The organism is Pseudomonas sp. SAR267, assembly GCF_052077595.1.
In the GTDB taxonomy this organism is placed as follows: Bacteria; Pseudomonadota; Gammaproteobacteria; order Pseudomonadales; family Pseudomonadaceae; genus Aquipseudomonas; species Aquipseudomonas vlassakiae.
In genome coordinates, this window is sequence record NZ_JBQIHU010000001.1 from 4408229 (window position 1) to 4430822 (window position 22594).

Sequence of the window (22594 nt, forward strand, 5' to 3'; positions counted from 1 at the left end):
CTTTTTCATAACAGGAGAATGCCATGCATACCCATGAACAGGGCGGTGCACCATGATCGGCATGGACCGCCGCACCGGCCAGCCGCTGGCCGGCATCGATCATTTGCGCCAGTCCATTGAAGACATCCTGACCACGCCGCTGGGCAGCCGGCGCATGCGCCCTGAATACGGCAGCCAGCTGCGGCGTTTCGTCGACTTGCCGGTCAACGAGGGCTGGAAGAGTGCCGTGCAGGCCGAAGTGGCTCGCGCACTGGGCCGTTGGGAGCCCCGTTTGCAACTGGATCGGGTCAAGGTCGTCGCCGTGCTCGATGGCCAGGTCAGCCTGGCCTTGAAGGGGCGCTACCTGGGCGATGAAGCGTTGCTGGAGGTGCGTGTATGAGCCAGGTCGACCTGTCACAACTGCCAGCTCCGCAACTGTTGGAGGACCTCGACTACGAAGCCCTCTATCAGGCCGATCTGCAGACCTTTCGCGAATACCTGGGCGACGGCTGGACCGCCAGCCTGGAGAGCGATCCGGTCACCAAACTGCTCGAGGTCGGCGCCTATCGCAAGCTGCTCAACCGGGCCCGTATCAACGACGCTGCCAAGGCGTTGCTGTTGGCCTACGCCCAAGGCAGTGACCTGGACCAACTGGCGGCCAACGTCAGCCTGCAGCGCCTGGTGATCCAGGCCGAGGACCTGGCCAGCGTGCCGCCCGTCGAGGCCTTGCTGGAGTCCGACGATGCCCTGCGTGAGCGGGTTCAACTGGTCTACGAAGGCCTGACCACGGCCGGTCCACGCAACAGTTACATCCTGCACGCCCGCAACGCTTCGGGGCAGGTGGCTGACGCCACCGCCGAAAGCCCGTCGCCGGCGGTGGTGGATGTCACCGTGCTGGGGCTGGAGGGCAATGGCCAGGCCAGTGCCGAGCTGCTGGCGCAGGTGGCCAGCTACCTTAATGACGACGACATCCGCCCGGTCGCCGATCGGGTCAACGTGCGCAGCGCCGAAATCCTGCCTTATCGCATCGATGCTGTGCTGTACCTGGCCGACAGCGGTCCTGAGTACGAGGCGATCCTCACCGAGTGCCAGCGCCGTCTCGAGGCCTGGATCAATCCACGGCGTCGCCTGGGCGTGGAAGTGGCCCGCTCGGGCATCGATGCCCAGCTGCATATCGACGGTGTCAGCCGGGTCGAGTTGAGCGGATGGACCGACATCCGCCCAAGCAAGGCGCAGGCGGCCTGGTGCGCGGGCTACACGCTCAAGCGGGGTGGCTGACATGCAGAGCTTGTTGCCGCTCAATCGCACAGCGCTGGAGCGAGCCATCGAAGTGGCGGCCGATGAGGACCTGAAAGTCAGCCTGCGCCGGCTCTACAGCCCCGACAGCTGCCCCGCGCACCTGCTTTATCACCTGGCCTGGGCCTGGTCGGTGGATCGCTGGGAAGACAGCTGGAGCGACGAGATCAAGCGTTCGGTGATACGCGCTGCGTTCTTCGTCCACGCCCATAAAGGCACCCTCGGTGCGCTCAGGCGTGTGGTGGAGCCGTTCGGCTACCTGATCGAGGTGGAGGAGTGGTGGCAAACCACGCCCCCCGCACAGGCGGGCACCTTTGCCTTAAAGATCGGCGTTTCCGATGCGGGCATCAGTGAAAGCACCTATCAGGAACTGTCATCGCTGATCGATGACGCCCGGCCCGTCAGCCGCCACCTGACCGGGTTGGTGATCAGCCTCGAGAGCCGAGGCGCCCTTCATGTCGGCTGCGCAATCCAGGACGGCGACGAACTGGACATCTACCCGCTGACGCCACGTGACATCGAGGTCATTGGCGTCGTAGGGCGGGGCGGCCGCGAACATACAATCGATACCTTGGACATTGCACATGGTTGACCAGACTTCTCAGTTCTACGCCATCCTCACCAATGTGGGCGCGGCGAAACAGGCCAATGCCGATGCCTTGGGCGTTGCCTGGAAAATCACCCGGATGGGTGTCGGCGACGCCAACGGCTCCGACCCCACCCCCAACGCCAGCCAGACCAGCCTGATCAACGAATGGCGCCGCGCGCCGTTGAACCAGCTGAAGGTGGATGACAAGAACAGCGCGATCATCATTGCCGAGCAGGTCATTCCGGCGGATGTCGGCGGCAAGTGGATCCGCGAGATCGCGCTTTATGATGCCGATGGCGACATGGTGGCCGTGGCCAACTGTGCGCCGACCTATAAACCGTTACTGAGCCAGGGTTCGGGACGTACCCAGGTGGTGCGGATGAACCTGGTGGTGAGCAGTGCCAGTAACGTGCAGTTGAAGATTGATCCGGCGGTGGTGCTGGCTACTCGGGAATGGGTGACCGAAGAGTTGGCGAAGCAGGATTTCAAGCATTCGGTGTTGGTAGCGACAACGGCAAACATTGCCTTGAGCGGGTTGCAGACTATAGATGGCGTAGCGCTTGTCGCGGGAGCGCGAGTCTTGGTCAAGAACCAGGCGGCTGCTAAGGACAATGGCATCTATCTGGCTGCTGCGGGGGGGGTGGAGTCGCAGCAGCGACGCTGACACCGATGCAAAAGTGACCCCTGGACTTTTGATATTGGTGGAGAGGGGGGAAGCCAATAGCGACAGCGCCTGGCAGCTAGTCAGCGACGGGCCGATTACATTGGGTGTCAGTGCCCAGCAGTACGAAATGGCATTCGGGCGCAGCGGAATTTCGGCGGGCACTTATCGCAGTGTGACGGTCGATAAGTATGGTCGTGTGTTTGCTGCTACTAATCCAAGCACGGTAGCAGATTACGGCCTCACAGATGTTCTGACGACCTCTCAAGTTAACAGCGCGCTTAGTCTCAAGGCTAATCTGGCCAGTCCAGTGTTTACGGGGCTTCCCCGCGCTCCAACCGCTGCTCGGGATGACAATAGTACTCAATTGGCTACAACGGAGTTCGTCAGGCAGCTGGGTTTTAACTTGCCAGGCCCTGTAGTCGGATTATCTAACGGGCAAACCTTGAGTCAGGCGCATGCTGGCAAGTATTGCACGATAGCCGGAGTAGGGAGTTGGGAAGGAACCTTAAATCTTCCCGATTCGGGAGTAACAAGCGGGTCGATTTTCATTGTGTCGGTAGGCTCCGGTAATGGAACGCTAACGATAAATGCGCCTCGCTCTGGCAAAGGGTATGTTGCCGTTGGTTCAACGTCTTATGCGGCGGTGACCGTTACGCATCTCGACCCGCCATTGATTTTGGCGTGTCTTTCCGACGGTATTTACGGGGTCGTTGCGGGCGGAGCAACAAGTGCTACCAGCGCAAACTTTCCTTTTCGCGGTCGAGCGCTCTATGCCAAGGCAGGTACTTACCAATGGAAAGTACCTGCCAATGTAACTCGAGTGCTTGTCGATATACGCGGGGGGGGAGGCAGCGGTGCGTTCGGGCCTGTTGAGACTGGCGCGGGTGGCGGCGGTGGCGGAGGAATCTGCAGCCGCATCTGCGCTGTTGCCCCTGGAGAAAGCATCACTGTAACGGTGGCTGCAGGCGGCAAAGCCGTAAATGTCGTAAATACGGCTGGCTCATGGGGAGGTACATCGTCGTTCGGTTCGTTCTGTTCCGCAACCGGGGGAGAGGGGGGAACGCTATTTAACGGTGCAGGCGGCGGCATGGGTGTTGGTGGCGACTTCAATGCCTCCTTGGGGGCTGGCTCCCCGCCGGTACGCAACACGAACAACTCTGGTGCGTGGGGCGGGCCTGGCGGCGGTGGGGAGTCGATTTACGCCGCCTCTGACGTTTCCACACCGACACAGCCGGGCATGGGCGGCGGCGGTCGTACGGTTATCGCTTCGCAGCCGGGCGCCGATGGCTGTGTCTTCATTACTTACTGAAGAGAATTGATAATGTGGGCACGAATTGCAAACGGTCGGGTAATGGAAGTTACCGATATAAATCCGCTCGACCGCTATCATTCCGAGCTTGTCTGGGAAAAATGCTCGATTGAGACAAGACCCGGTTGGGAAGTTGTCGAGGGCGGATATGCTCCTCCCTCGGGCACGACTGAAGGTCAGTTGATTCAAGCTATGCGCATGTGGCGCGACTATCAACTGCAAACTAGCGAGTGGCTAGTGATGCGTCATCGTGACGAGCTGGCAATGAGTATCAACAGCTCGCTGTCATCGGCGCAATACAGTGAACTACTCGTCTATCGACAGAGCCTCCGTGATTGGCCAACTTCTTCAATGTTTCCTGATTCCTCATCGAGACCAGAGCCACCGGTTTGGCTAGTTCAACAAGCTCAGTAAAGCCCCGTCTCCCCGGGGCTTTTTTCTATCTGCAAGTTTTCTACCCGGCCCTGCACCCGCAGGGCCTTTTCGTACCTGAACCTGGAGTAAACCTACATGAGTGGATTCTTCCACGGCGTCACCGTGACCAACGTCGACACCGGCGCCCGCAGCATCGCGCTGCCTTCTGCCTCGATCATCGGCCTGGTCGACACCTTCACCGAAGGCGCTGGCGTCACAGCCAAGGCCAACGACCTCGTGCTGATCACCAGCGAGCGTGAAGCTGTCGCCGCCTTCGGCGAAAATGCCGCCATCACCAAGGCCTGCCGCGCCATCTACACCCGCGCCAAGGCGGTCATCGTCGCCTGTGGCGTGGCCAAGCTGGAAGATGCCGCGGAGCAGACCGCCGCAATCATTGGCAGTGTGCAGGCCGATGGCAAACGCACTGGCCTGCAGGCGCTACTCGACGGCAAGAGCCGTTTCAACGCCCAGCCGCGTCTGCTTGCCGCACCTCGCCACAGCGCCACCCAGGCGGTCGGCACCGCGCTGGTAGCCCTGGCCGACAAGCTGCGTGGCATCGCCATCATCGACGGCCCCAACACCACCGACGAGGCAGCCCTGGACTACGCCAAGAACTTCGGCGCCAAGCGCGCCTTCCTGGTCGACCCGGGTGTGCAGTACTGGGACAACGGCGAAGAGGCGACTGTCGACGCGCCAGGCTCGGCGTGGGTGGCCGGCCTGTTCGCCTGGACCGACAGCGAATACGGCTTCTGGGCCTCGCCGTCGAACAAGGAGTTCGTCGGCATTACCGGCACTGTCCGCCCGGTGGAGTTCCTCGATGGCGACGACAGCTGCCGCGCCAACCTGCTGAACAACGCCAACATCGCCACCATCATCCGCGACGACGGCTTCCGCCTGTGGGGCAACCGCACCCTGTCCAGCGACCCGAAGTGGGCCTTTGTCACCCGTGTGCGGACCATGGATATCGTCATGGACGCGATCCTCTACGGCCACAAGTGGGCCGTCGACCGCGCCATCACTGCCACCTACGTCAAGGACGTCACCGAGGGCCTGCAGGCCTTCATGCGCGACCTGAAGAACCAGGGCGCGATCATCAACTTCGAGGTCTTCGCCGACCCGGAGCTGAACACGGCCAGCCAGCTTGAGCAGGGCAAGGTGTACTGGAACATCCGCTTCACCGACGTGCCGCCTGCCGAAAACCCCAATTTCCGCGTTGAAGTCACTAACCAGTGGCTGACCGAAGTCCTCGATTCCGCTGCTTAAGGAGCGCACTTACATGGCAATGATTCCCGAAACCCTGGCCAACCTGAACCTGTTCGTCGATGGCGTCAGCTTCCAGGGCGATGTACCCAGCCTGACCCTGCCCAAACTCACCCTCAAGATGGAAGAACACCGCCCCGGTGGCATGGACATGCCGGTCGAGATGGACCTGGGCATGGAGAAACAGGAAGCGGCCTTCACCACTACAGGCGTGCGCCGTGAAGCGCTGAAATTCTTCGGCCTGGCCGACGGCAGTGGTTTCAACGGCACCTTCCGCGGCGCCTTCAAGGGCCTCAAGGGCAAGATCAACCCGGTGGTGGTCACCTTGCGTGGCACCCTCAAAGAAATCGACATGGGCGACTGGAAGTCCGGCGACAAGGCCGAGATCAAGCACAGCGTCGGCCTGACCTACTACAAGCTCGAGGTCGATGGCCGCCTGATCTACGAGATCGACGCGCTGGGCATGAAGCGCGTGATCGACGGCGTCGACCAACTGGCCGCCCAGCGCGCTGCGCTTGGCCTGTAAGGAGGCGACCATGGCTCAAGCGAAAAAACAGCCGCACTGGCTGACCCTCAGTGCCGACCGTGTCACCGTGCGCCTGTCACGCCCCAGCGAAGCCAACGGCGTGCAGGTCGACAGCCTGTCGCTGCGGGCGCCGACCGTGCGCGATATCCGCAATGCCCAGGCCGGCGGCGCGGCGGATGACGAGCAGCGCGAGCTGAACCTGTTCGCGTCGCTGGCCGAAGTCGGCATCAAGGACCTCGAAGGCCTTGCCCTGAAGGACTATAGCCGTTTGCAGAGCGGCTATTTTCGCCTGGTGCAGGACGACGAACTTTGACCCGGCCCGGCAGAAGGCCGCCGCCAGGCGGCTGGCCAAGGAGCTGAACTTTTCCGCGAGCGAAATCATGACCATGTCGTATGGCGACATGGTCTGGTGGCTCGCGCCGTGACAAGGAGGAACCTATGGCGAACACACAGGTGTTCACCCTCGGGCTCGGCGTCACCGTCATCAACCCCTTGGGCCAGGCCATCGACCTGCTGCGCCGGGATGTCGAACGCCTGCGCAGGCAGGCCGACGGCACCCGGCTGGGCCGGCTCATCGGCGAGGTGATCCGCCTGGGGTTGGAGCTCGGCAAGGTACGTCAGGTCGAACGTCAGCTGGCGTTGGACCAGGAACAGCAACATGAAGACCAGATCGCCCGGCTGGGCGATGAGACCGAGGCCGTCGAGCGTTTACGTCAGCATTACCTGATGCTGGACCGGGTGATTGCCGGATTGGCCCGGTTGAAGCCGTTCAAGGCAAGCTTGATCCTCAGTATTTTTCGCGCGTCGATTTCTGTGGCGCGAGAGGAAAAGGGTGAAGCAACGGACCCGCAGTCAGATGCTGCGACGCCGGGCAAAGCTGCCCCAGCTGATCCCAAGGTGTCTCTGGTCAAAGGCGCTGCAGTAGCCGCCGGGCTGGGATTGACGGCACTGGCCGGCCGTCGTGGTGCTCACGAAGTCATTCGGCGCCAACCTCGCAATACCCAGCGAAGGATCGCCCGGGTCGCCCGCAAGGAATGGCAGGCACACCGCGTCGATGCCATCGGCAAGGTCGGCAAGGCGCTGGTTGAAGGCGAGAGTGGTGAGGAAAAGGCGCAGGGCGCTGGTGCTGCGGTCGGCGCAGTCGGCGGTCGTGTGCTGGGTGCCGTGCTGGCCAGGCTGACCAAGAGCCGGCAGGCCAGAAAACATGGCGCCGAAGCCGGTGCCTATCTGGGCGACGCTTTCGGCAAGTGGGTGGGTGGCAAGCTGTATGGCTGGGTAACCCAGGCTACTGTTGCCCAACCGGACACGGGTGCGGCACCGGCCAGTCCTGACCCGCAAGCGGCAAGCGCATTGCCTGCTGAGCAAGACCAGGAACCACCGCAACTGGCTGTGGCCAGAGGCGCGGTGGTCGCCGCAGGGCTCGGGTTGACAGCGCTGGCTAGTCGTCGCGGCGCTCGAGCAGTCATGCGTCGTCAGCCCCGTAACACTCAGCGAAGGATTGCCAGGGTCGCCGGCAAGGAGTGGCAGAAACACCGTGTCGATGCCATCGGCAAGGCCGGCAAGGCGCTGGTCGAAGGTGAGAGTGGTGAAGAACAGGCACAGGGTGTTGGTGCTGCGGTCGGCGAAGTCGGCGGTCGTGTTCTGGGTGCCGTACTGGCCAGGCTGACCAAAAGTCGACTGGCCAGAAAACATGGCGCCGAAGCCGGCGCCTATCTGGGCGACGCTTTCGGCTCGCTGGTCGGTGGCAAGCTGTATGGCTGGGTGAACCAGGATGCCAAGGCTGAGCCGGATGCCGAAGTTACGCCTGACCCGGCTGCCGCGCGAACAGCAAGCGCTATCCAAGGCTCGCAAGTTCAGGCGCAGCCGCAGGCTCAAGAAGCCGCAACGCCACAACTCACCGGGCAGGATGATGAGGCAGGAATGCCTGTAGGCCTTAGCTTGCCCTCGTTGCTGAAGAAAGGTGCAGGCATTCGGTTGCCCGGCTTTGGCAAGCTGTTCAAGAAAGTACCCGGTGCCGCGCTGGTGGATGCGTCGCTGCAGATGGTGGAAACCTACAACAGCGACGGCACGCCTGCTCAGAAGATGGACGCGTACGGCAGTGCTGCCGGAGGCTTGGGTGGAACGCTCGCAGGGGCGGCAGCGGGTGCTGCGATTGGCTCGGTGGTGCCGGTCATCGGCACCGCGATCGGTGGGCTGATCGGTGGTGTGCTGGGCGGCATGGGCGGTGAGTCCGCAGGTGGCTGGCTGGGCCGCACGGTGGCGTCCATCACCGGCAACGCTGCGCCTGGTTCGAGCAATGACGCTGCAGGTCAACTCAAGACAGCCAGGGAACGCGCTGACGTATCCGCTCCGCCGATCGGCATGGCGGGGCAAACCGCGCAGCCTGTTGCCCCTCCCACCATCAACCAGCAATTCACCTTCACCGCCAACATGCCGGTGACCTTCAACAACAGCCTCGACGACCCGACCACCCTGCAACAACTGGAAGCCATCGCCCGGCGCATGCTCGAAGACCTGATGCGCCAGGCGCGTTCGGTGCAGATGGCCGATCAACCCCAACCCTGAGGAGGACCCATGACCTACCTGGAACAGTTGCAAGGCGGCTTGCATGCACTGGTCAAGGCGGGCGAGGAGGGGCGTCGGCGTGCCGACGCCATGCTCGACCCGATGCAGCAGGCGGTCGGCCACGCCAAGGAGGCGGCCGCGGAACTCGAAGCCCTGCCATGGATCGGCAAGGAAATCGGCAAGCGCCTGCAACGCACGATGCGCGCCATCGACTCGGCCAAGCAGCGCGTCGAAAAGGTGGTCGCCAAGTACGACCAGACCTTGGCGGTGGTGCGCAAGGTGCGTGACCAGGTCGATGCCTTTGCCGAGCACCTGGGCAAGGCCGGGGCGGCCATTCGCCGAGTGGTCGGCGATGTGAAGGCGGTGGCCAAGGGTGTGCTGTCGACCTTTGGCTTCGCGCCCGAGGCCACGCCGGCGGCCGAGGCGATCAAGCCGTTCCCGCACCTGCTGGTGCTGCAACCCTTGAAGGCCAACGCCGCGCCTTACTACTTCAACCTCGACACCGCCGCTTTCGACCAGCTGCGCCGGCAAACGCGTTTTCGCTGGGCGGGGCAGGAGCGCCTGAGCCGGGAAAACGCCCAGCAGGCGGTCAGCCTGGGTGAAGAAACCATCAGCATCCACGGCGCGATATTCCCCGGTTTCAAAGGTGGCCTCGGCCAGTTGCAGGCCCTGCGCGGCATTGGCCGCCAGTTGCTGCCGCTGTCGCTGACCACCGGTTACGGCGAAGTGCTCGGTACCTGGTGCCTGACCAGCATCGAGGAAGACCAGGGCGTCTTGCTGGCCGGCGGCATTCCCCGCAAACAAGGCTTCTCACTGGAGTTCGTCAGCTATGGACAAGACCTGCAAAACGTCTGAGGGCGATGTGCTCGATACCCTCTGCCACCACTATTACGGGCACCTCGAAGGTAGTGTCGAAGCGGTGCTGCAAGCCAATCAGGGGCTGGCCGACGAGGCCCAGCCGTTTCGCAGCGGGGTGATGATTCGTTTGCCGATGTTGGCGCTGGCGCAGGCCAACGTCGTGCAGCTGTGGGATTGATGCCATGCAACCGCAATTTCGCATCCAGGCCGACGGCAAGGACATCACTGCGCTGATCAACGACCGCCTGTTGTTGCTGCGCACCACCGACAAGCCGGGCATGGAGTCGGACGACTTCGAACTGCGCATCGACGCCCGTGACGGCGCCTTGGCGCTGCCCGCGCGCGGCGCGTTGATCGAGGTGCATCTGGGGTACGCCGGCCAGCCGCTGACCCGGCTGGGGCGTTACACCGTCGATGAGGTCGAGTTGTCCGGCCCGCCTGACACCCTGGTGATCCGAGGCAAGGCCAGTGACCTGCGTGGCACGGGCCGGACCATCCGCAGCGGCAGTTGGGAGGCCGTGCCGTTGCAGCGCATCGTCGCTGAAATTGGTGCGCGCAATGGCTGGCAGGCGATCTGCCCGGTGCTCACCCTGGTGCCGCGAGTCGATCAGTACAACGAATCGGATTTCAACTTCATCACCCGTCTGGCCCTGCAGTACGACAGCACCGCCAAGCTCGCCAACGGCCAGCTGTTGGTGCTGCCGCGCCAGGGCGGGCAAAGCGCCAGTGGCAAGCCCCTGGATGTAGTCGCTATCGCCCGTAGCGATGTCAGCCAGTGGTATTTCCGCCTGGACGACAAATCCGCCCGCAAGGCCGTACGCACCCGTCACCAGGACAGTGCCAGCGGTGAGCTGGTGACGGTCGAACTGGCCAACGACGGCGCTGCGGACGGCCAGCGGCCGGTGCACACCGACCGTCACCTGTACCCCAACCGCGCCGCCGCCGAGCAGGCGGCCAGGGCGCGGCTGGCCAGCTTCAACCGCAGCACCGCCCATGTGCGCCTCGACCTGCCTGGGCGCACCGACCTGTTCGCCGAACGCAGCATCGACCTGCAGGGCTTTGTCGATGGCCTCGACGGGCCATACCAGATCGACTCGGTGGAGCAGGTGTTCACCGCCTCGGGCTGGCGCACCACGCTGCTGGGTAATGGCGGCAAGGCGGGCAAGGTACAGGCCAAGGGCGCAGCGCCCCGTCGCAAGGCTGCGATCAAGGCTTGAGGACGATACAGGGAAGGAGTGTCAGACATGCTCACTGAAACGCAATTGCTACAGATTTTGCCGAACGCCCGCCCCGTTGCGGGCGTTTTTCTTTCGGCACTGAACGTTACCCTGCCGCGCTGGGAAATCGACAACCCCAAGCGTGTGGCAGCGTTCATCGCCCAGGTCGGCCATGAGTCCGGCCAGTTCCGCTATGTGAAGGAGCTGGGCAACGACCGCTACCTGGCGCGCTATGACACCGGCAGCCAGGCCTTGCGCCTGGGCAACACGCCGCAGGCCGATGGCGATGGCCAGTTGTACTGCGGGCGCGGCCTGATCCAGGTCACAGGGCGCAACAACTATCAGGCCTGCAGCCGTGCGCTGTTCGGCGACGAGCGCTTGCTGGCGCAACCGCAGTTGCTCGAACAACCGCGCTGGGCCTGCGAGTCGGCGGCGTGGTTCTGGCATTCGCGGGGGCTCAATGCCTTGGCTGATCGCGGTGAGTTCAACCGCATCACGCGCCATATCAATGGTGGGCTCAATGGGCTGGAGGATCGTCTCAAGCTCTGGGCGCGGGCGCGGGAGGTGTTGTGTTGAGCCGGTTGCAGCTTGGCCTTGGTGCATTGCTGATGGTGCTGTGCGTAGCGCTGGCCTGGCAGGTGCAGGGCTGGCGCTACGGGCGGCAACTGGCGCAGCTGGCGCAAGCACAGGCCGATGCCGAGGCTGACCGGCTGCTCGTCGAGCGTGGGCAGCGCCAAGCACTTGAGCAGCGCCTGGATGAAAGTGAAACCCGTCATTTCAAGGAACTTGCTGATGCGCAACAGTCTCAGGCACGCCTGCGTGATCGCCTTGCTACTGCCGATCTGCGCTTGTCGGTCCTGGTCGAGCGCGACGCCATCTACAGCGCAGTGCCTGCCGCCGCCAGCGCCGGCGGCGTGGATCATGCAACCGTACGCGCCGGACTTGACCCGGCGCATGCTCGACGAATTATCGCCATCACCGATGAAGGGGACCGGGGGTTGATGGCGTTGCGGGCTTGTCAGGATTATGTGCGGGAAGTGCGTGGGGGGCCTTAGTTCAGGCCTTGGGTTCTGCAGCGCCTGTGGATATGCATGCCTTGAAAGCTCCAGCGCCTGTGAGATCGAGCGCCGCCCGCGCGGCGCATCGCGGGCAAGCCCGCTCCCACATCTGTTTCGGGCCAGTTACTCCTGTGAAGCCAACAGGGACCGCCTTGTTGGCATGGCGATGCATCGGCGGAAGCCAATAGGGGCATGGCGATGCATCGGCGGAAGCCAATAAGGGCATGGCGATGCATCGGCGGAAGCCAACAGGAGCATGGCGATGCATCGGCGGAAGCCAACAGGGGCATGGCGATATTTCTCGGTGGGCGCTGATGCCGCTCCACCGGTCTCCAGTCATGCACCAAGGCGGATCCTGTTGGCGGTACAGGAGTAACTGGCCCGAAACAGATGTGGGAGCGGGCTTGCCCGCGATGCGCCGCGCGGGCGGCGCTCGATCTCACAGGCGCTGAAGCTTTCAAGGCATGCACTCAGCCGACATCGATCAATCATCAACCATCCCCATTCCTTTCCCCAAATGCTACGGTGTCCCCATCCTCCTCAGGCCCTTCAAGGACCCACCCATGGACCCGATCACCGTTCTCGCCACTCGCCTTGGCGAACACCTGCGCCGCTTCAGCGCGCAAGTGACCACCGCCGAATCCTGCACCGGCGGTGGCATCGCCGAGGCCATCACCCGTATACCTGGCAGCTCGGCCTGGTTCGAGGTCGGTTACGTGACCTATTCCAATGCCCAGAAAACCCGCCTGCTGAATGTGCCCGAGGCGCTGTTCGCCGAGGTTGGCGCGGTCAGCCAGGAGGTGGTCGAGGCCATGGCCCGCGGTGCCCAGGCCGCCAGCGGTGCACGCTTTGCCGTGGCGGTCAGCGGCGTGGCCGGGCCGGACGGCGGTTCGCCGGCCAAACCGGTGGGGACCGTGTGGCTCGCCTGGGCCGATGGTAGCCATGTCAGCAGCGAGCGCCGGCACTTCGACGGTGACCGCGAAGCGGTGCGCCGACAGACGGTGATCGCTGCGTTAGACGGCTTGTTACAGCTTGGTGCCGAGTAAATCGACGACAGGGGTTTGCGCGCGCGCTTGCCTGTGGAATAATACTGGCTACTTATACAGGTATTCCGGCCGTCAGGGCCAAGTCGAACACGTGAGGATTTCAATGGACGACAACAAGAAGCGCGCCTTGGCTGCGGCCCTGGGTCAAATCGAACGCCAATTCGGCAAAGGCGCAGTCATGCGCATGGGCGACCACGAGCGCCAAGGCATCCCGGCCATTTCCACCGGCTCCCTGGGCCTGGACATCGCGCTCGGCATCGGCGGTCTGCCAAAAGGCCGTATCGTCGAAATCTACGGCCCGGAGTCCTCGGGTAAAACCACGCTGACCCTGTCGGTCATCGCCGAAGCCCAGAAGAACGGCGCAACCTGTGCCTTCGTCGACGCCGAACACGCCCTTGACCCTGAATACGCCGGCAAGCTGGGCGTCAACGTTGATGACCTGCTGGTCTCGCAGCCGGACACCGGCGAACAGGCCCTGGAAATCACCGACATGCTGGTGCGCTCCAATGCCGTTGACGTGATCATCGTCGACTCCGTGGCTGCATTGGTGCCGAAGGCCGAGATCGAAGGCGAAATGGGCGACATGCACGTCGGCCTGCAGGCCCGTCTGATGTCCCAGGCGCTGCGCAAGATCACCGGTAACATCAAGAACGCCAACTGCCTGGTCATCTTCATTAACCAGATCCGTATGAAGATCGGCGTGATGTTCGGTAGCCCGGAAACCACCACCGGTGGTAACGCCCTGAAGTTCTACGCCTCGGTGCGCCTGGACATCCGTCGCACCGGCGCGGTCAAGGAAGGCGATGAAGTGGTCGGTAGCGAAACCCGCGTCAAGATCGTTAAGAACAAGGTCTCGCCTCCGTTCCGTCAGGCCGAGTTCCAGATCCTTTACGGCAAGGGTATCTATCGCAACGGCGAGATCATCGACCTGGGTGTTTCCCAAGGCCTGGTAGAGAAGTCCGGTGCCTGGTACGCCTACCAAGGCAACAAGATCGGCCAGGGCAAGGCTAACGCGGCCAAGTACCTGGCAGAGAACCCGGCCATTGGTGCCGAAATCGAGAAGCAGATTCGCGAGAAGCTGCTCAAGGCCGGTGCCGTTGCCGAAGCTGGTAAGGCTGCTGCCGCTGAAGCCGATGCCGACGACATGGCTGACGCCGACGCCGGTTATTGATAGCAGCTGGTATGTCCGCCGTACTCGACACCCCCGTTGCCGTCAGGCGGACAGCCATGGACCTGCTCGCACGCCGCGAGCATGGTCGCTTCGAGCTGACACGCAAGTTGCGTCAGCGCGGTGCCCCGGATGAACTGATCGAGCCCGCGCTCGATCGGCTCGCCGAAGAAGGGCTGCTTAGCGAAGCCCGTTACCTCGAGAGTTTCATCCGATACCGTTCAGGTGCCGGTTATGGCCCTGCGCGTATTCGCGAAGAGCTTGGCCAGCGCGGGCTGAACCGCAGTGATATCGAGCAGGCCCTGCGTGAAAGCGAAGTGGATTGGGCGGCACTGTTGCGAGATACCTGGCAGCGCAAATTCGCTGGGCAACGCCCCCAGGATCCCCGAACTCGTGCCCAGCAGACCCGGTTTCTTGCTTACCGCGGTTTCCCCATGGACATGATCGGCAGGCTGCTCAGCGGCCGGGATCTGGATGATTACTAGTCAAATGGCCTCATCGCCGGTACGCCGGCGATGAGGCCATTTTGCTTTGTCCTGCAATTGCTCTTCAGCTGACCTTCAACGCTTCCCGAGCCCGCTGGGTGGTATGCATTGGCTCCGGCTTGGCCCAGTTTTCCGGCAAGTTGATGAAGTCGACCAATTCGCGCAGTCGTCCCTGATCACGCCCGTTGAAGGCAAATGTCAGTCGCGTCAGATGGCTGAAGTTGCCCACCTCGTGTTCGGCACCGCTGTCGGCGTGCTGGTGGTAACGGCCACTCAGGCGCAGGTCGGCAAACCCCTCCTGTATGTCATGCAGTGCAGCCTCGCTGAGCCGATGGTGCATGCGGATCACGAACTGGTTTTTCAGCCAGCGGCTGGAGTGGTAGTTACTGTAGAACTGGTTGATTTCTTCCACCGCCTCATCGGCACTGTGCACCAGGCGCAGCAGCTTCAGGTCACTGGGCAGGATGTAGCGGTTTTCTTCGAGCTGACGGCTGATGAACGCCAGGCAGTCCTGCCAGAACGTACCGCCCGGTGAGTCCAGCAGTACCACCGGCACCAATGGGCTTTTGCCGGTCTGGATCAGCGTCAATACTTCTAGCGCTTCATCCAGGGTGCCGAAGCCGCCGGGGCAGAGCACCAGTGCATCGGCTTCCTTGACGAAGAACAACTTGCGAATAAAGAAGAAGTGGAAGGGCAGTAGCTTGTCGGTGCCATCCACCGTGGGATTGGCGTGTTGCTCGAAGGGCAGGGTGATGTTGAAACCCAGGCTATGGTCACTGCCGGCACCTTCGTGCGCCGCCGCCATGATGCCGCCGCCGGCCCCGGTAATGACCATCAGTTCGGAGCGGGCAAGGGTCGCCCCCAGCTCACGGGCGAGGGCGTACATCGGGTGTTCCACCGGGGTGCGTGCCGAGCCGAACACGGTGACCTTGCGTCGCCCACGGTAGCGCTGAAGCATGCGAAACGAGTGGTCCAGTTCGCGCAAGGCCTGCAGGGTGATCTTGGCGCTCCAGCGGTCGCTGTCGTCATGGGCCATGCGCAAGACAGTGAGCATCATGTCGCGGTACAGCGGCAGGTTGGGGCTGTCCGGGGCGACCAGTTGCAGCTGCTGGTCGATCTTGCCCAGGTCGATGCCATGGTCCCTGAAGTGATTGAACAGGTGTTCATTGGATTGGTAAGGCATTCAACGTCTCCTTCTGCAGCAAAACCTCTGACCGGGCCGATGGTGTGGCACGGCCGCGACACTGCGTGTGTCGCTGGCTGCCGTGACTCGAGTGTGCATCCCGAGCATTGCAGTAGGCCTTCAAGGCCTTGGTGCAGGATCTTGTTGTTTTGCGAGTCCTCGCTATCAATCTAGACCGTTGCGCCTGATCGTGCAGACGGGATCACCGTGGCCACTCGTCGGCCTGCGACCAGCCTTGTGGTGGGTTTGGTTAACTGGAGAAGCGAAACGTGTCGATGCAGGAGGTGGCGGTATGCATCGCTTGGTCATCGAGGTAGACCGGCAGCTCTATCAGCAGCTGGAAAATGCAGCCCAGGATCACCATGTAAGCCTGGAAGCAGAGTGCCGCCGCAGGCTGGCAGCGCTCGAGTGCCAGTCACGCTACCTGCAGGCGTTACTGGCGGAGATGCGCGCCGACGAAGAGTCGCGGCGCGCCGAGGGAGAGCGGGTTACCTAATCACTTCTTCTTGTTGCCAGCGGTGCAGCTGGCCGCATCGAAGGCCTGGTCCATGACCGGTTGGTTGGTCTTATACACGCTGAAGCGGTAGACCATCACCGCCCCTTTGGACATCAGGTTACGGAAACCACTGTTGCGGCAAACGCTGTCACCAAGCTGGCTGCGCACTTGCTCCGGGTTCTGCTGCATGCGTGCGGCATGCTCGGCGCGGACGCTGAGGTGGTTGATCAGCGCCTTGCCTTCAACGGTATAGCCCTGATCGAGAATGTCTTCGTTGATCGCGCGTGGGGTGCCGACACTGCTTTCCGTGGCGACCTTCTGCAGCAACTTGTTGAGCTCGAACTCCTGCTTGGAGGCAGCTTGGGCTGCCAACGGCAGGGCGAGCAACAGGCTCAGGGTCGGGACGATAAGACGCAGCATGAATCTCTCCTGGTTCGATGACTGGCGCTTTGACATGCGCCGGCGGCGGGCGTTCCATGAAGCCGGCTGCATCGCGGGCAAATTCATGGTGGCCAGTGCCGCCGATTATAAGGGACCGGTTGGCTCCGCTGCACGGCCAAATGGCGCCTGCTCTGGTAGACTGGCGTTTTGCACCTTCCGAGTCCCTGCAGTGTCCAGTCACAACCCGTCCACAGGCTTGCCAGCATGAGCCACGCGGTAGCACGCCTGCGTGCCGAGCGCCTGGCACGCAGCAACAAGCCTTTTATTGCCCGTGGTTCACGCGCCGAGCGTTGCCCCGATTGCCGTGTAATTGCCACCCACTGCCTGTGTGCGTGGAAGCCCACGGTGCAGGCCGACTCAGGCGTGTGTCTGCTCATGCATGACACCGAGCCGTTGAAGCCAACCAACACCGGCTGGCTGATCGCCGACCTGATCGAAGACACAAGCGCCTTCGGTTGGCTGCGCACTTCGGTGGACGAGCGCCTGCTGGCGTTGCTCGACGATCCGCAGTGGCAGCCCTACATTGTTTTTCCGGGCGAGTTCGTCGCCCGGGAGCGGGTGGTCAGCGAGGTCGTGCGCGAGCCGGGCAAGCGCCCGTTGTTCATCCTGCTCGATGCCACCTGGACCGAAGCCCGCAAGATGTTCCGCAAGAGCCCGTATCTTGATCGCTTCCCGGTGCTGAGCCTGCAAGCCGAGCAGATGTCGCGCTATCGCCTGCGTCGGTCCAAGCGTGACGACCATTTCTGCACCGCCGAAGTCGCGGCCATGTGCCTGGACCTGGCGGGTGACAGCCAGGCGTCCCAGGCGCTGGACGCCTACCTGGATGTATTCAGCCTGCATTACCTGAGCGGCAAGCGTCGCCTGCCACTGGATGATCAGGACGACACCCACCAGCGTTTGCATACCTTCCTATAGTCCAAGGGGCATATGGCTCACTTTGGTTCATAATGTCGGGGCTGGCAGCCAGGGTAGGCGAGACGGCAGGGTAGTCGGCTTGACCACTTCCGGCCGTGCTCGGCATCCTTGGCGCCGATTCCCCGCCCGGCGCTTTACTACTCCGCATGCGCCTGGCACAGAACAGGATCCATAGATCGATGGCCACATACGAAATCCTGATTGCCGATGACCACCCACTGTTTCGTAGCGCGCTGCGCCAGGCCGTTACCCTCGGCCTGGGCGCCGAGGTGCGACTGGTTGAAGTGGCGAGCATCGCCGAACTGGAAACCCGCCTGAGCGAAAAGGCCGACTGGGACCTGGTCCTGCTGGACCTGAACATGCCCGGTGCCTATGGCTTCTCCGGGCTGGTGCTGTTGCGTGGCCAGTACCCGCAGATTCCGGTGGTAATGGTCTCGGCGCAGGAAGAGGCCGCGGTGGTGGTCAAATCCCGCGAGTTCGGAGCCAGCGGCTTCATTCCGAAGTCCAGCGGCCTTGAAGTCATTCAGGATGCCGTGAGAAAAGTGCTTGATGGCGAGGTCTGGTGGCCACCGCAAGCCTTCGAAAAGGTCGATGTTTCGGCGGAAGCCAAGGCCGCCAGCGAAGGCCTGGCCAGCCTCACCCCACAGCAGTTCCGCGTGCTCACCATGGTCTGCGAAGGCTTGTTGAACAAGCAGATCGCCTATGAGCTGAGCGTGTCGGAAGCGACCATCAAGGCTCATGTGACGGCCATCTTCCGCAAGCTGGGTGTGCGCACCCGCACTCAGGCCGCGCTGTTGCTGCAACAACTTGAATCGGTTGCCAGTAACTGAGGGTGCCCGGATTCACGCTTTTTTGACCCGCGCCGCACTAGTCTGCTGGCCTTTCCGCTGTGAAGTGACTCACATGACATCGCCATTCAAAGGCCAGACCGGCCTGAAACGCATTTTCAACGCCGCCGGCTACTCACTGGACGGCCTGCGCGCCGCTTTCAAGGGCGAAGCCGCCTTCCGCCAGCTGGTGCTGCTCAACGTGCTGCTGATCCCGATCGCTTTCTGGCTGCCGGTCAGCCGTGCCGAGCGGGCAATCATGATCGCCGTATGCCTGCTCGGTCTGATCGTCGAACTGTTCAACTCGGCAGTGGAAGCCGCCATCGATCGCATCTCGCTGGAGCGCCACCCGTTGTCGAAGAACGCCAAGGACATGGGCAGCGCCGCACAGTTGGTGGCGCTGACCATGGTCGCACTGGTGTGGGGCGTGATTCTGCTCTAAGCGATTGGCGGCAAGACGATCTCGTCACTGCGGGTAAAGCCCGCGGTGAAGCTGCGGCACAATTCCAGGAATTCGCGCATCGCCGAGGTCTGGTATTTCTGCTTGTGCCAGATGAAATAGAACTGGCGCATCAAATCCAGTTCCGGCGTCTCGACCGCCACGAGGCTACCGCGGCGGAAGGCATCGCGCAGGGCCAGGCGGGAAATGCAGCCGATACCCAGCCCCGACTCCACGGCACGCTTGATCGCCTCGGTGTGTTCCAGTTCCAGGCGAATGTTCAGGCTGGTACGGTGATGGCGCATGGCTTGGTCGAAAGTCAGGCGTGTGCCGGAGCCCTGCTCGCGCAAAATCCAGGCTTCCTGCGACAGGGCTTCGACATCGGCGCGGCCGGCCTTGGCCAAGGGATGTTGCGGTGCGCAGAACACCACCAGTTCGTCCTCGACCCACGGCTGTACCTCAAGGTCCGGATGGTTGCAGTCACCTTCGATCAGACCCAGGTCAATTTCGTATTGCGCGACCTGGTGCACAATATGTGCAGTGTTCTGCACATGCAGTTTCACCTGGCTTTCCGGATGAATCTGCATGAAGCTGCCGATCAGCAGGGTGGCCAGGTAGTTGCCGATGGTCAGCGTGGCGCCGACCGCCAGCGAGCCGAAGCCGGACTTGCCATTGAGCAAGTCTTCGATCTCCTTGGCCTGGTCAAGCAACGCGACGGCCTGGGGCAGCAACTGATGGCCCAAGGCATTGAGCGCCAGGCGCTTGCCGGCTCGGTCGAAAAGCTGGCAGCTCGACTGCCGCTCAAGCTCGGTAATGGAGGTGCTTGCTGCCGATTGTGAAAGCGCGAGCACGCTGGCCGCCCGCGACACACTCTGGTGCTGGGCCACGGCAACAAATACCTGAAGCTGACGAAGTGTAAATCGCATATCTATATAACCGATAACACATATCTTGATAATTCAGTTAACAGATATTGTGGCTACCCCTAAACTATCGCGCAACTGCGCGTCTTGCGCGCTGCGTTTTTCTTCAGGAGCCCCTTAGATGAGCAACATGAACCACGAACGTGTCCTCAGTGTGCACCACTGGAACGACACCCTGTTCAGCTTCAAGTGCACCCGCGACCCGGGCCTGCGCTTCGAGAACGGTCAGTTCGTGATGATCGGCCTGCAACAGGACAACGGCCGTCCGCTCATGCGCGCCTATTCCATCGCTTCGCCGAACTGGGAAGAGCACCTGGAGTTCTTCAGCATCAAGGTCCCGGACGGCCCGCTGACCTCGCAGTTGCAGCACCTGAAGGAAGGCGACGAGATCATCATCAGCAAGAAGCCGACTGGCACTCTGGTGCTCGACGACCTGAAGCCGGGCAAGCACCTCTACCTGCTGAGCACCGGCACCGGCCTGGCGCCGTTCATGAGCGTGATCCAGGACCCGGAAACCTACGAGCGCTTTGAAAAAGTGATCCTGGTTCACGGGGTGCGTTACGTCAACGAAGTGGCCTACCGCGAGTTCATCACCGAGCACCTGCCGCAGAACGAGTTCTTCGGTGAGTCGGTCCGTGAGAAGCTGATCTACTACCCGACCGTGACCCGCGAGCCGTTCGAAAACCAGGGCCGCCTGACCGACCTGATGCGCAGCGGCAAGCTGTTCACCGATATCGGCCTGCCACCGATCAACCCAGAGGACGACCGCGCGATGATCTGCGGCAGCCCGAGCATGCTCGACGAGACCAGCGAAGTGCTCGACAGCTTCGGCCTGAAGGTTTCTCCACGTATGCGCGAGCCGGGTGACTACCTGATCGAGCGTGCCTTCGTCGAGAAATAAGACGAACGAAGCAACGAAAAAACGCAGACCCGGGTCTGCGTTTTTTTATGCCTGCAAGGCGGGGCCTCCTCAGTCTTCGCGCACGACTTCCAGGACCTGGATATCACCCGGTTGCGGGTAATGCCAACGGACCTGCACGTCCCAGAGCTTCACGCCGTACACCCGCTCCGGTGGCGGCACTTGATAGGCCGGGCGCGGGTCCTGCGCCAGGCATTGCTCGATCAGCTCCACCAACGGCTCGCCAAGGCGCAACCCATGCGCGTGGGCCTGGGGCAGGGCAGTGTCGCTCCAGCCAACGGCAATCGCGACCGGCGCGTCACTTGCCATCAGGTTGGTTGCCCCGGCAACGCTGTCGGCGTAAGGCACATACGGTTTGATATCCAGTACCGGCGTGCCGTCCAGCAGGTCGATCCCGGACAGCAGCAGACGCCCTGGCTCCACCCCCTCCAGGCGCACCACCGACTGGCCAATGCCATTGGGGCGGTGAGTGGCGCGGGTGGCGAACACGCCCATGCTCTTGTTGCCGCCCAGGCGCGGCGGGCGCACTTTCAGGCGTGGCTTGTCTTCCAGTGCCTGGTGGAACAGGAACAGCAACCAGACATGGCTGACTTGCTCCAGCCCGGCCACCGCATCGCCCTGGTCGAACGGCGGCAGCAGCTCCAGCACCCCACGGGCGGCTGGCGCCAGTTGTGGCTGGCGCGGGATGGCGAATTTCTCCTTGAAGCAGGAGCGGACGATGCCGACAGGTGCAACCGTATGCTGCATGGCCACTCAGCCGCGCACGCGCAGGGTCAGGCCCTTGAGGAAGTTGCGCAGCAACTGGTCGCCGCAGGGGCGATAGTTGTCATGCCCGACCTTGCGGAACAGCGCGCTGAGCTCAGGCTTGGACACCGGGAAATTTACCGCCTTGAGAATCGCGTGAAGGTCTTCTTCCTTGAGCTCGAAGGCTACCCGCAGCTTTTTCAGGATGGTGTTGTTGGTCACCGGCAACTCGACGGGCTGCGCCGGGCGACTGTCGTCCTTGCCACGGCGGTGGATCACCAGGCCGTCAAGGAAGTGCGCCATGACCCGTTCCGGGCAGCGCACGAAACCGGCTTCGTCTTCCTTCTTCAAGTAGGTGGCGAGCACGATCGGGTTAACTTCGAGGCCGGACAGCGCGATGATTTCGGCCATCTTGGCGTCGTTCACCTTGAGCATGTAGCGCAAGCTGCGCAGGACATCGTTGTGGTTCATTGCTGCAAAATCCTGTTCAGTAGCCACGTCGGGGCGTGGCGCATTGCTTAGAATCGTTCGGTGTTTGCCAGGTAACGCCACTGCCCCACGGGCAGCTTGCCCATGGACACACCGCCCAGGCGAATGCGACGCATGCCCAGCACCTCCAGGCGCAGGTAGGCGCATAGCTCGCTGATCTGCCCGGGTTGCGGGTTTTTCACCACCAGGCGCAGGTGGGTCTCGTTCTGCCAGCTGGCCTTGGCCTTGGGCAGTTCCCGGTCATTGCGCATCGCACCGCGCGCCAGGCGCTCCAGGGCCTGGGGTGTGGTCTCGCCGCGCACTTCGATGATGTATTCCTGCTCCATGCGGCGCAGGTCGGCGTCGATCTTGCGGGTAACCCGCCAGTCCTGGGTGAACACCTGCAGGCCGCTGGCGCCACGTTCCAGCGGCGCCAGGCAGGATAGCCGGGCGAAATGCCCGTGCAGGGGCCGTACCCCTTCGCGGTGAGCCTCGCTGAGGTTGCCCATGTTCATGCTGGCACGGGCAGTTTCGCTGTCGACACCGGCTGCTTGATGCATCAGCAGCGTGACTGGCTCCAATGCCTCGGCGCGTGCCCCAGGCAGCAGTTCTACCCGCTGGCTGTCAACCTTGAACTGGGGCTGCTCCACCACCACGCCATCGACCGTGACCCAGCCTCCTTCGATGTAAAGCTCGGCCTCACGGCGGGAGCAACCAAGCTGCTCGATGAGGCGTTTGGACAGGCGGACGGGTTCGGACATGGGGCAATTCGCAAGGCAGGGAAAGACTGACATTGTACCTGCCT

At 62.6% G+C, this 22594-nt stretch carries 28 protein-coding genes and 1 pseudogene; 23 read left to right on the forward strand and 6 right to left on the reverse strand.

Annotated features, from left to right (window positions below; genetic code table 11):
• Positions 1 to 52: 52 nt before the first annotated feature.
• The 18 genes and pseudogenes from ACTORR_RS20740 to recX all read left to right on the forward strand — a co-directional run bounded on the left by ACTORR_RS20740 (position 53) and on the right by recX (position 14434).
• The gene (locus ACTORR_RS20740) at positions 53 to 379 is read left to right on the forward strand and encodes a GPW/gp25 family protein (RefSeq protein ID WP_054885343.1); all 327 of its coding nucleotides are present in this window, start codon (positions 53 to 55) and stop codon (positions 377 to 379) included.
• The gene (locus ACTORR_RS20745) at positions 376 to 1257 is read left to right on the forward strand and encodes a baseplate assembly protein (protein ID WP_262109404.1); all 882 of its coding nucleotides are present in this window, start codon (positions 376 to 378) and stop codon (positions 1255 to 1257) included. The genes ACTORR_RS20740 and ACTORR_RS20745 overlap by 4 nt, the downstream gene beginning before the upstream one ends.
• A 1-nt stretch (position 1258) precedes the next feature.
• The gene (locus ACTORR_RS20750) at positions 1259 to 1867 is read left to right on the forward strand and encodes a phage tail protein I (RefSeq protein WP_313365216.1); all 609 of its coding nucleotides are present in this window, start codon (positions 1259 to 1261) and stop codon (positions 1865 to 1867) included.
• Positions 1860 to 2895, forward strand: a pseudogene (locus tag ACTORR_RS20755) (phage tail protein); the annotation flags it as partial. The gene ACTORR_RS20750 and the pseudogene ACTORR_RS20755, both read left to right, overlap by 8 nt.
• A gap of 276 nt (positions 2896 to 3171) precedes the next feature.
• Positions 3172 to 3837 carry a glycine-rich domain-containing protein gene (locus ACTORR_RS20760; RefSeq protein ID WP_441344127.1) on the forward strand — a complete coding sequence of 222 codons (666 nt, stop codon included), beginning with the start codon at positions 3172 to 3174 and terminating at the stop codon, positions 3835 to 3837.
• 42 nt (positions 3838 to 3879) lie between these two features.
• On the forward strand, positions 3880 to 4251 hold the full coding sequence (locus tag ACTORR_RS20765) for a phage tail assembly chaperone (protein ID WP_262109407.1): 372 nt from the start codon (positions 3880 to 3882) through the stop codon (positions 4249 to 4251).
• Between the two features lie 96 nt (positions 4252 to 4347).
• On the forward strand, positions 4348 to 5514 hold the full coding sequence (locus tag ACTORR_RS20770) for a phage tail sheath family protein (RefSeq protein ID WP_313365214.1): 1167 nt from the start codon (positions 4348 to 4350) through the stop codon (positions 5512 to 5514).
• 13 nt (positions 5515 to 5527) lie between these two features.
• On the forward strand, positions 5528 to 6037 hold the full coding sequence (locus tag ACTORR_RS20775; protein ID WP_027920000.1) for a phage major tail tube protein: 510 nt from the start codon (positions 5528 to 5530) through the stop codon (positions 6035 to 6037).
• A gap of 10 nt (positions 6038 to 6047) precedes the next feature.
• Complete coding sequence (locus ACTORR_RS20780) at positions 6048 to 6350, forward strand: phage tail assembly protein (RefSeq protein ID WP_099814868.1); 303 nt, start codon at positions 6048 to 6050, stop codon at positions 6348 to 6350.
• A 125-nt stretch (positions 6351 to 6475) separates the two neighbouring features.
• Entirely contained in the window at positions 6476 to 8602 is a 2127-nt protein-coding gene (locus ACTORR_RS20785) for a hypothetical protein (RefSeq protein WP_313365213.1), read from the forward strand.
• Between the two features lie 9 nt (positions 8603 to 8611).
• Complete coding sequence (locus ACTORR_RS20790) at positions 8612 to 9457, forward strand: phage tail protein (RefSeq protein WP_313365212.1); 846 nt, start codon at positions 8612 to 8614, stop codon at positions 9455 to 9457.
• The gene (locus ACTORR_RS20795; protein ID WP_262109417.1) at positions 9432 to 9638 is read left to right on the forward strand and encodes a tail protein X; all 207 of its coding nucleotides are present in this window, start codon (positions 9432 to 9434) and stop codon (positions 9636 to 9638) included. The genes ACTORR_RS20790 and ACTORR_RS20795 overlap by 26 nt, the downstream gene beginning before the upstream one ends.
• A gap of 4 nt (positions 9639 to 9642) precedes the next feature.
• A complete protein-coding gene (locus tag ACTORR_RS20800; protein ID WP_054885333.1) occupies positions 9643 to 10677 on the forward strand; it encodes a phage late control D family protein in 1035 nt (344 codons plus the stop codon).
• A 27-nt stretch (positions 10678 to 10704) separates the two neighbouring features.
• Positions 10705 to 11253, forward strand: a complete 549-nt coding sequence (locus ACTORR_RS20805; protein ID WP_262109419.1) for a glycoside hydrolase family 19 protein — start codon at positions 10705 to 10707, stop codon at positions 11251 to 11253.
• Positions 11250 to 11732 (forward strand): lysis system i-spanin subunit Rz, encoded by a 483-nt coding sequence (locus tag ACTORR_RS20810; RefSeq protein ID WP_313365211.1) that lies wholly within the window; start codon positions 11250 to 11252, stop codon positions 11730 to 11732. The genes ACTORR_RS20805 and ACTORR_RS20810 overlap by 4 nt, the downstream gene beginning before the upstream one ends.
• Positions 11733 to 12298: 566 nt before the next feature.
• Entirely contained in the window at positions 12299 to 12781 is a 483-nt protein-coding gene (locus tag ACTORR_RS20815; protein ID WP_054883435.1) for a CinA family protein, read from the forward strand.
• 103 nt (positions 12782 to 12884) lie between these two features.
• On the forward strand, positions 12885 to 13952 hold the full coding sequence (gene recA, locus ACTORR_RS20820) for a recombinase RecA (RefSeq protein WP_054883434.1): 1068 nt from the start codon (positions 12885 to 12887) through the stop codon (positions 13950 to 13952).
• Positions 13953 to 13963: 11 nt separating this feature from the next.
• Entirely contained in the window at positions 13964 to 14434 is a 471-nt protein-coding gene (gene recX / locus ACTORR_RS20825) for a recombination regulator RecX (RefSeq protein WP_054883433.1), read from the forward strand.
• 64 nt (positions 14435 to 14498) lie between these two features.
• Here recX and ACTORR_RS20830 read toward each other — a convergent pair whose 3' ends face one another.
• Positions 14499 to 15617, reverse strand: a complete 1119-nt coding sequence (locus ACTORR_RS20830; protein WP_054883432.1) for an LOG family protein — start codon at positions 15615 to 15617, stop codon at positions 14499 to 14501.
• Positions 15618 to 15909: 292 nt separating this feature from the next.
• On the opposite strand from ACTORR_RS20830, the gene ACTORR_RS20835 reads away from it, so the two are divergent.
• A complete protein-coding gene (locus tag ACTORR_RS20835) occupies positions 15910 to 16113 on the forward strand; it encodes a hypothetical protein (protein WP_054883431.1) in 204 nt (67 codons plus the stop codon).
• On the opposite strand, the gene ACTORR_RS20840 is transcribed toward ACTORR_RS20835, so the two are convergent.
• Complete coding sequence (locus tag ACTORR_RS20840; protein ID WP_054883430.1) at positions 16114 to 16533, reverse strand: quorum-sensing-regulated virulence factor family protein; 420 nt, start codon at positions 16531 to 16533, stop codon at positions 16114 to 16116.
• 225 nt (positions 16534 to 16758) lie between these two features.
• Here ACTORR_RS20840 and ACTORR_RS20845 point away from each other — a divergent pair, with 225 nt between their 5' ends.
• The 3 genes from ACTORR_RS20845 to ACTORR_RS20855 all read left to right on the forward strand — a co-directional run bounded on the left by ACTORR_RS20845 (position 16759) and on the right by ACTORR_RS20855 (position 18738).
• The gene (locus ACTORR_RS20845) at positions 16759 to 17469 is read left to right on the forward strand and encodes a tRNA-uridine aminocarboxypropyltransferase (protein ID WP_313365482.1); all 711 of its coding nucleotides are present in this window, start codon (positions 16759 to 16761) and stop codon (positions 17467 to 17469) included.
• Between the two features lie 179 nt (positions 17470 to 17648).
• Positions 17649 to 18299 carry a response regulator transcription factor ErdR gene (gene erdR / locus ACTORR_RS20850; protein ID WP_313365481.1) on the forward strand — a complete coding sequence of 217 codons (651 nt, stop codon included), beginning with the start codon at positions 17649 to 17651 and terminating at the stop codon, positions 18297 to 18299.
• A gap of 73 nt (positions 18300 to 18372) precedes the next feature.
• Positions 18373 to 18738, forward strand: coding sequence for a diacylglycerol kinase (locus tag ACTORR_RS20855; protein ID WP_010952700.1), 366 nt, complete (start codon positions 18373 to 18375; stop codon positions 18736 to 18738).
• Here the strand turns inward: ACTORR_RS20855 and finR are convergent.
• Complete coding sequence (gene finR, locus ACTORR_RS20860) at positions 18735 to 19661, reverse strand: LysR family transcriptional regulator FinR (RefSeq protein ID WP_176506524.1); 927 nt, start codon at positions 19659 to 19661, stop codon at positions 18735 to 18737. The two genes, ACTORR_RS20855 and finR, sit on opposite strands and share 4 nt — an antisense overlap.
• Positions 19662 to 19779: 118 nt before the next feature.
• Between finR and fpr the strand changes: the two genes are divergently transcribed.
• Positions 19780 to 20559, forward strand: coding sequence for a ferredoxin-NADP reductase (gene fpr / locus ACTORR_RS20865; RefSeq protein WP_054883425.1), 780 nt, complete (start codon positions 19780 to 19782; stop codon positions 20557 to 20559).
• Between the two features lie 69 nt (positions 20560 to 20628).
• Here fpr and tsaA read toward each other — a convergent pair whose 3' ends face one another.
• The 3 genes from tsaA to ACTORR_RS20880 are packed head-to-tail and all read right to left on the reverse strand — an operon-like array spanning position 20629 to position 22550.
• Positions 20629 to 21324, reverse strand: a complete 696-nt coding sequence (tsaA, locus tag ACTORR_RS20870; RefSeq protein WP_313365480.1) for a tRNA (N6-threonylcarbamoyladenosine(37)-N6)-methyltransferase TrmO — start codon at positions 21322 to 21324, stop codon at positions 20629 to 20631.
• Positions 21325 to 21330: 6 nt separating this feature from the next.
• A complete protein-coding gene (locus tag ACTORR_RS20875; protein ID WP_054883423.1) occupies positions 21331 to 21792 on the reverse strand; it encodes a DUF1456 family protein in 462 nt (153 codons plus the stop codon).
• Positions 21793 to 21839: 47 nt separating this feature from the next.
• Positions 21840 to 22550 carry an rRNA pseudouridine synthase gene (locus tag ACTORR_RS20880; protein ID WP_313365479.1) on the reverse strand — a complete coding sequence of 237 codons (711 nt, stop codon included), beginning with the start codon at positions 22548 to 22550 and terminating at the stop codon, positions 21840 to 21842.
• Between the last annotated feature and the right edge of the window lie 44 nt (positions 22551 to 22594).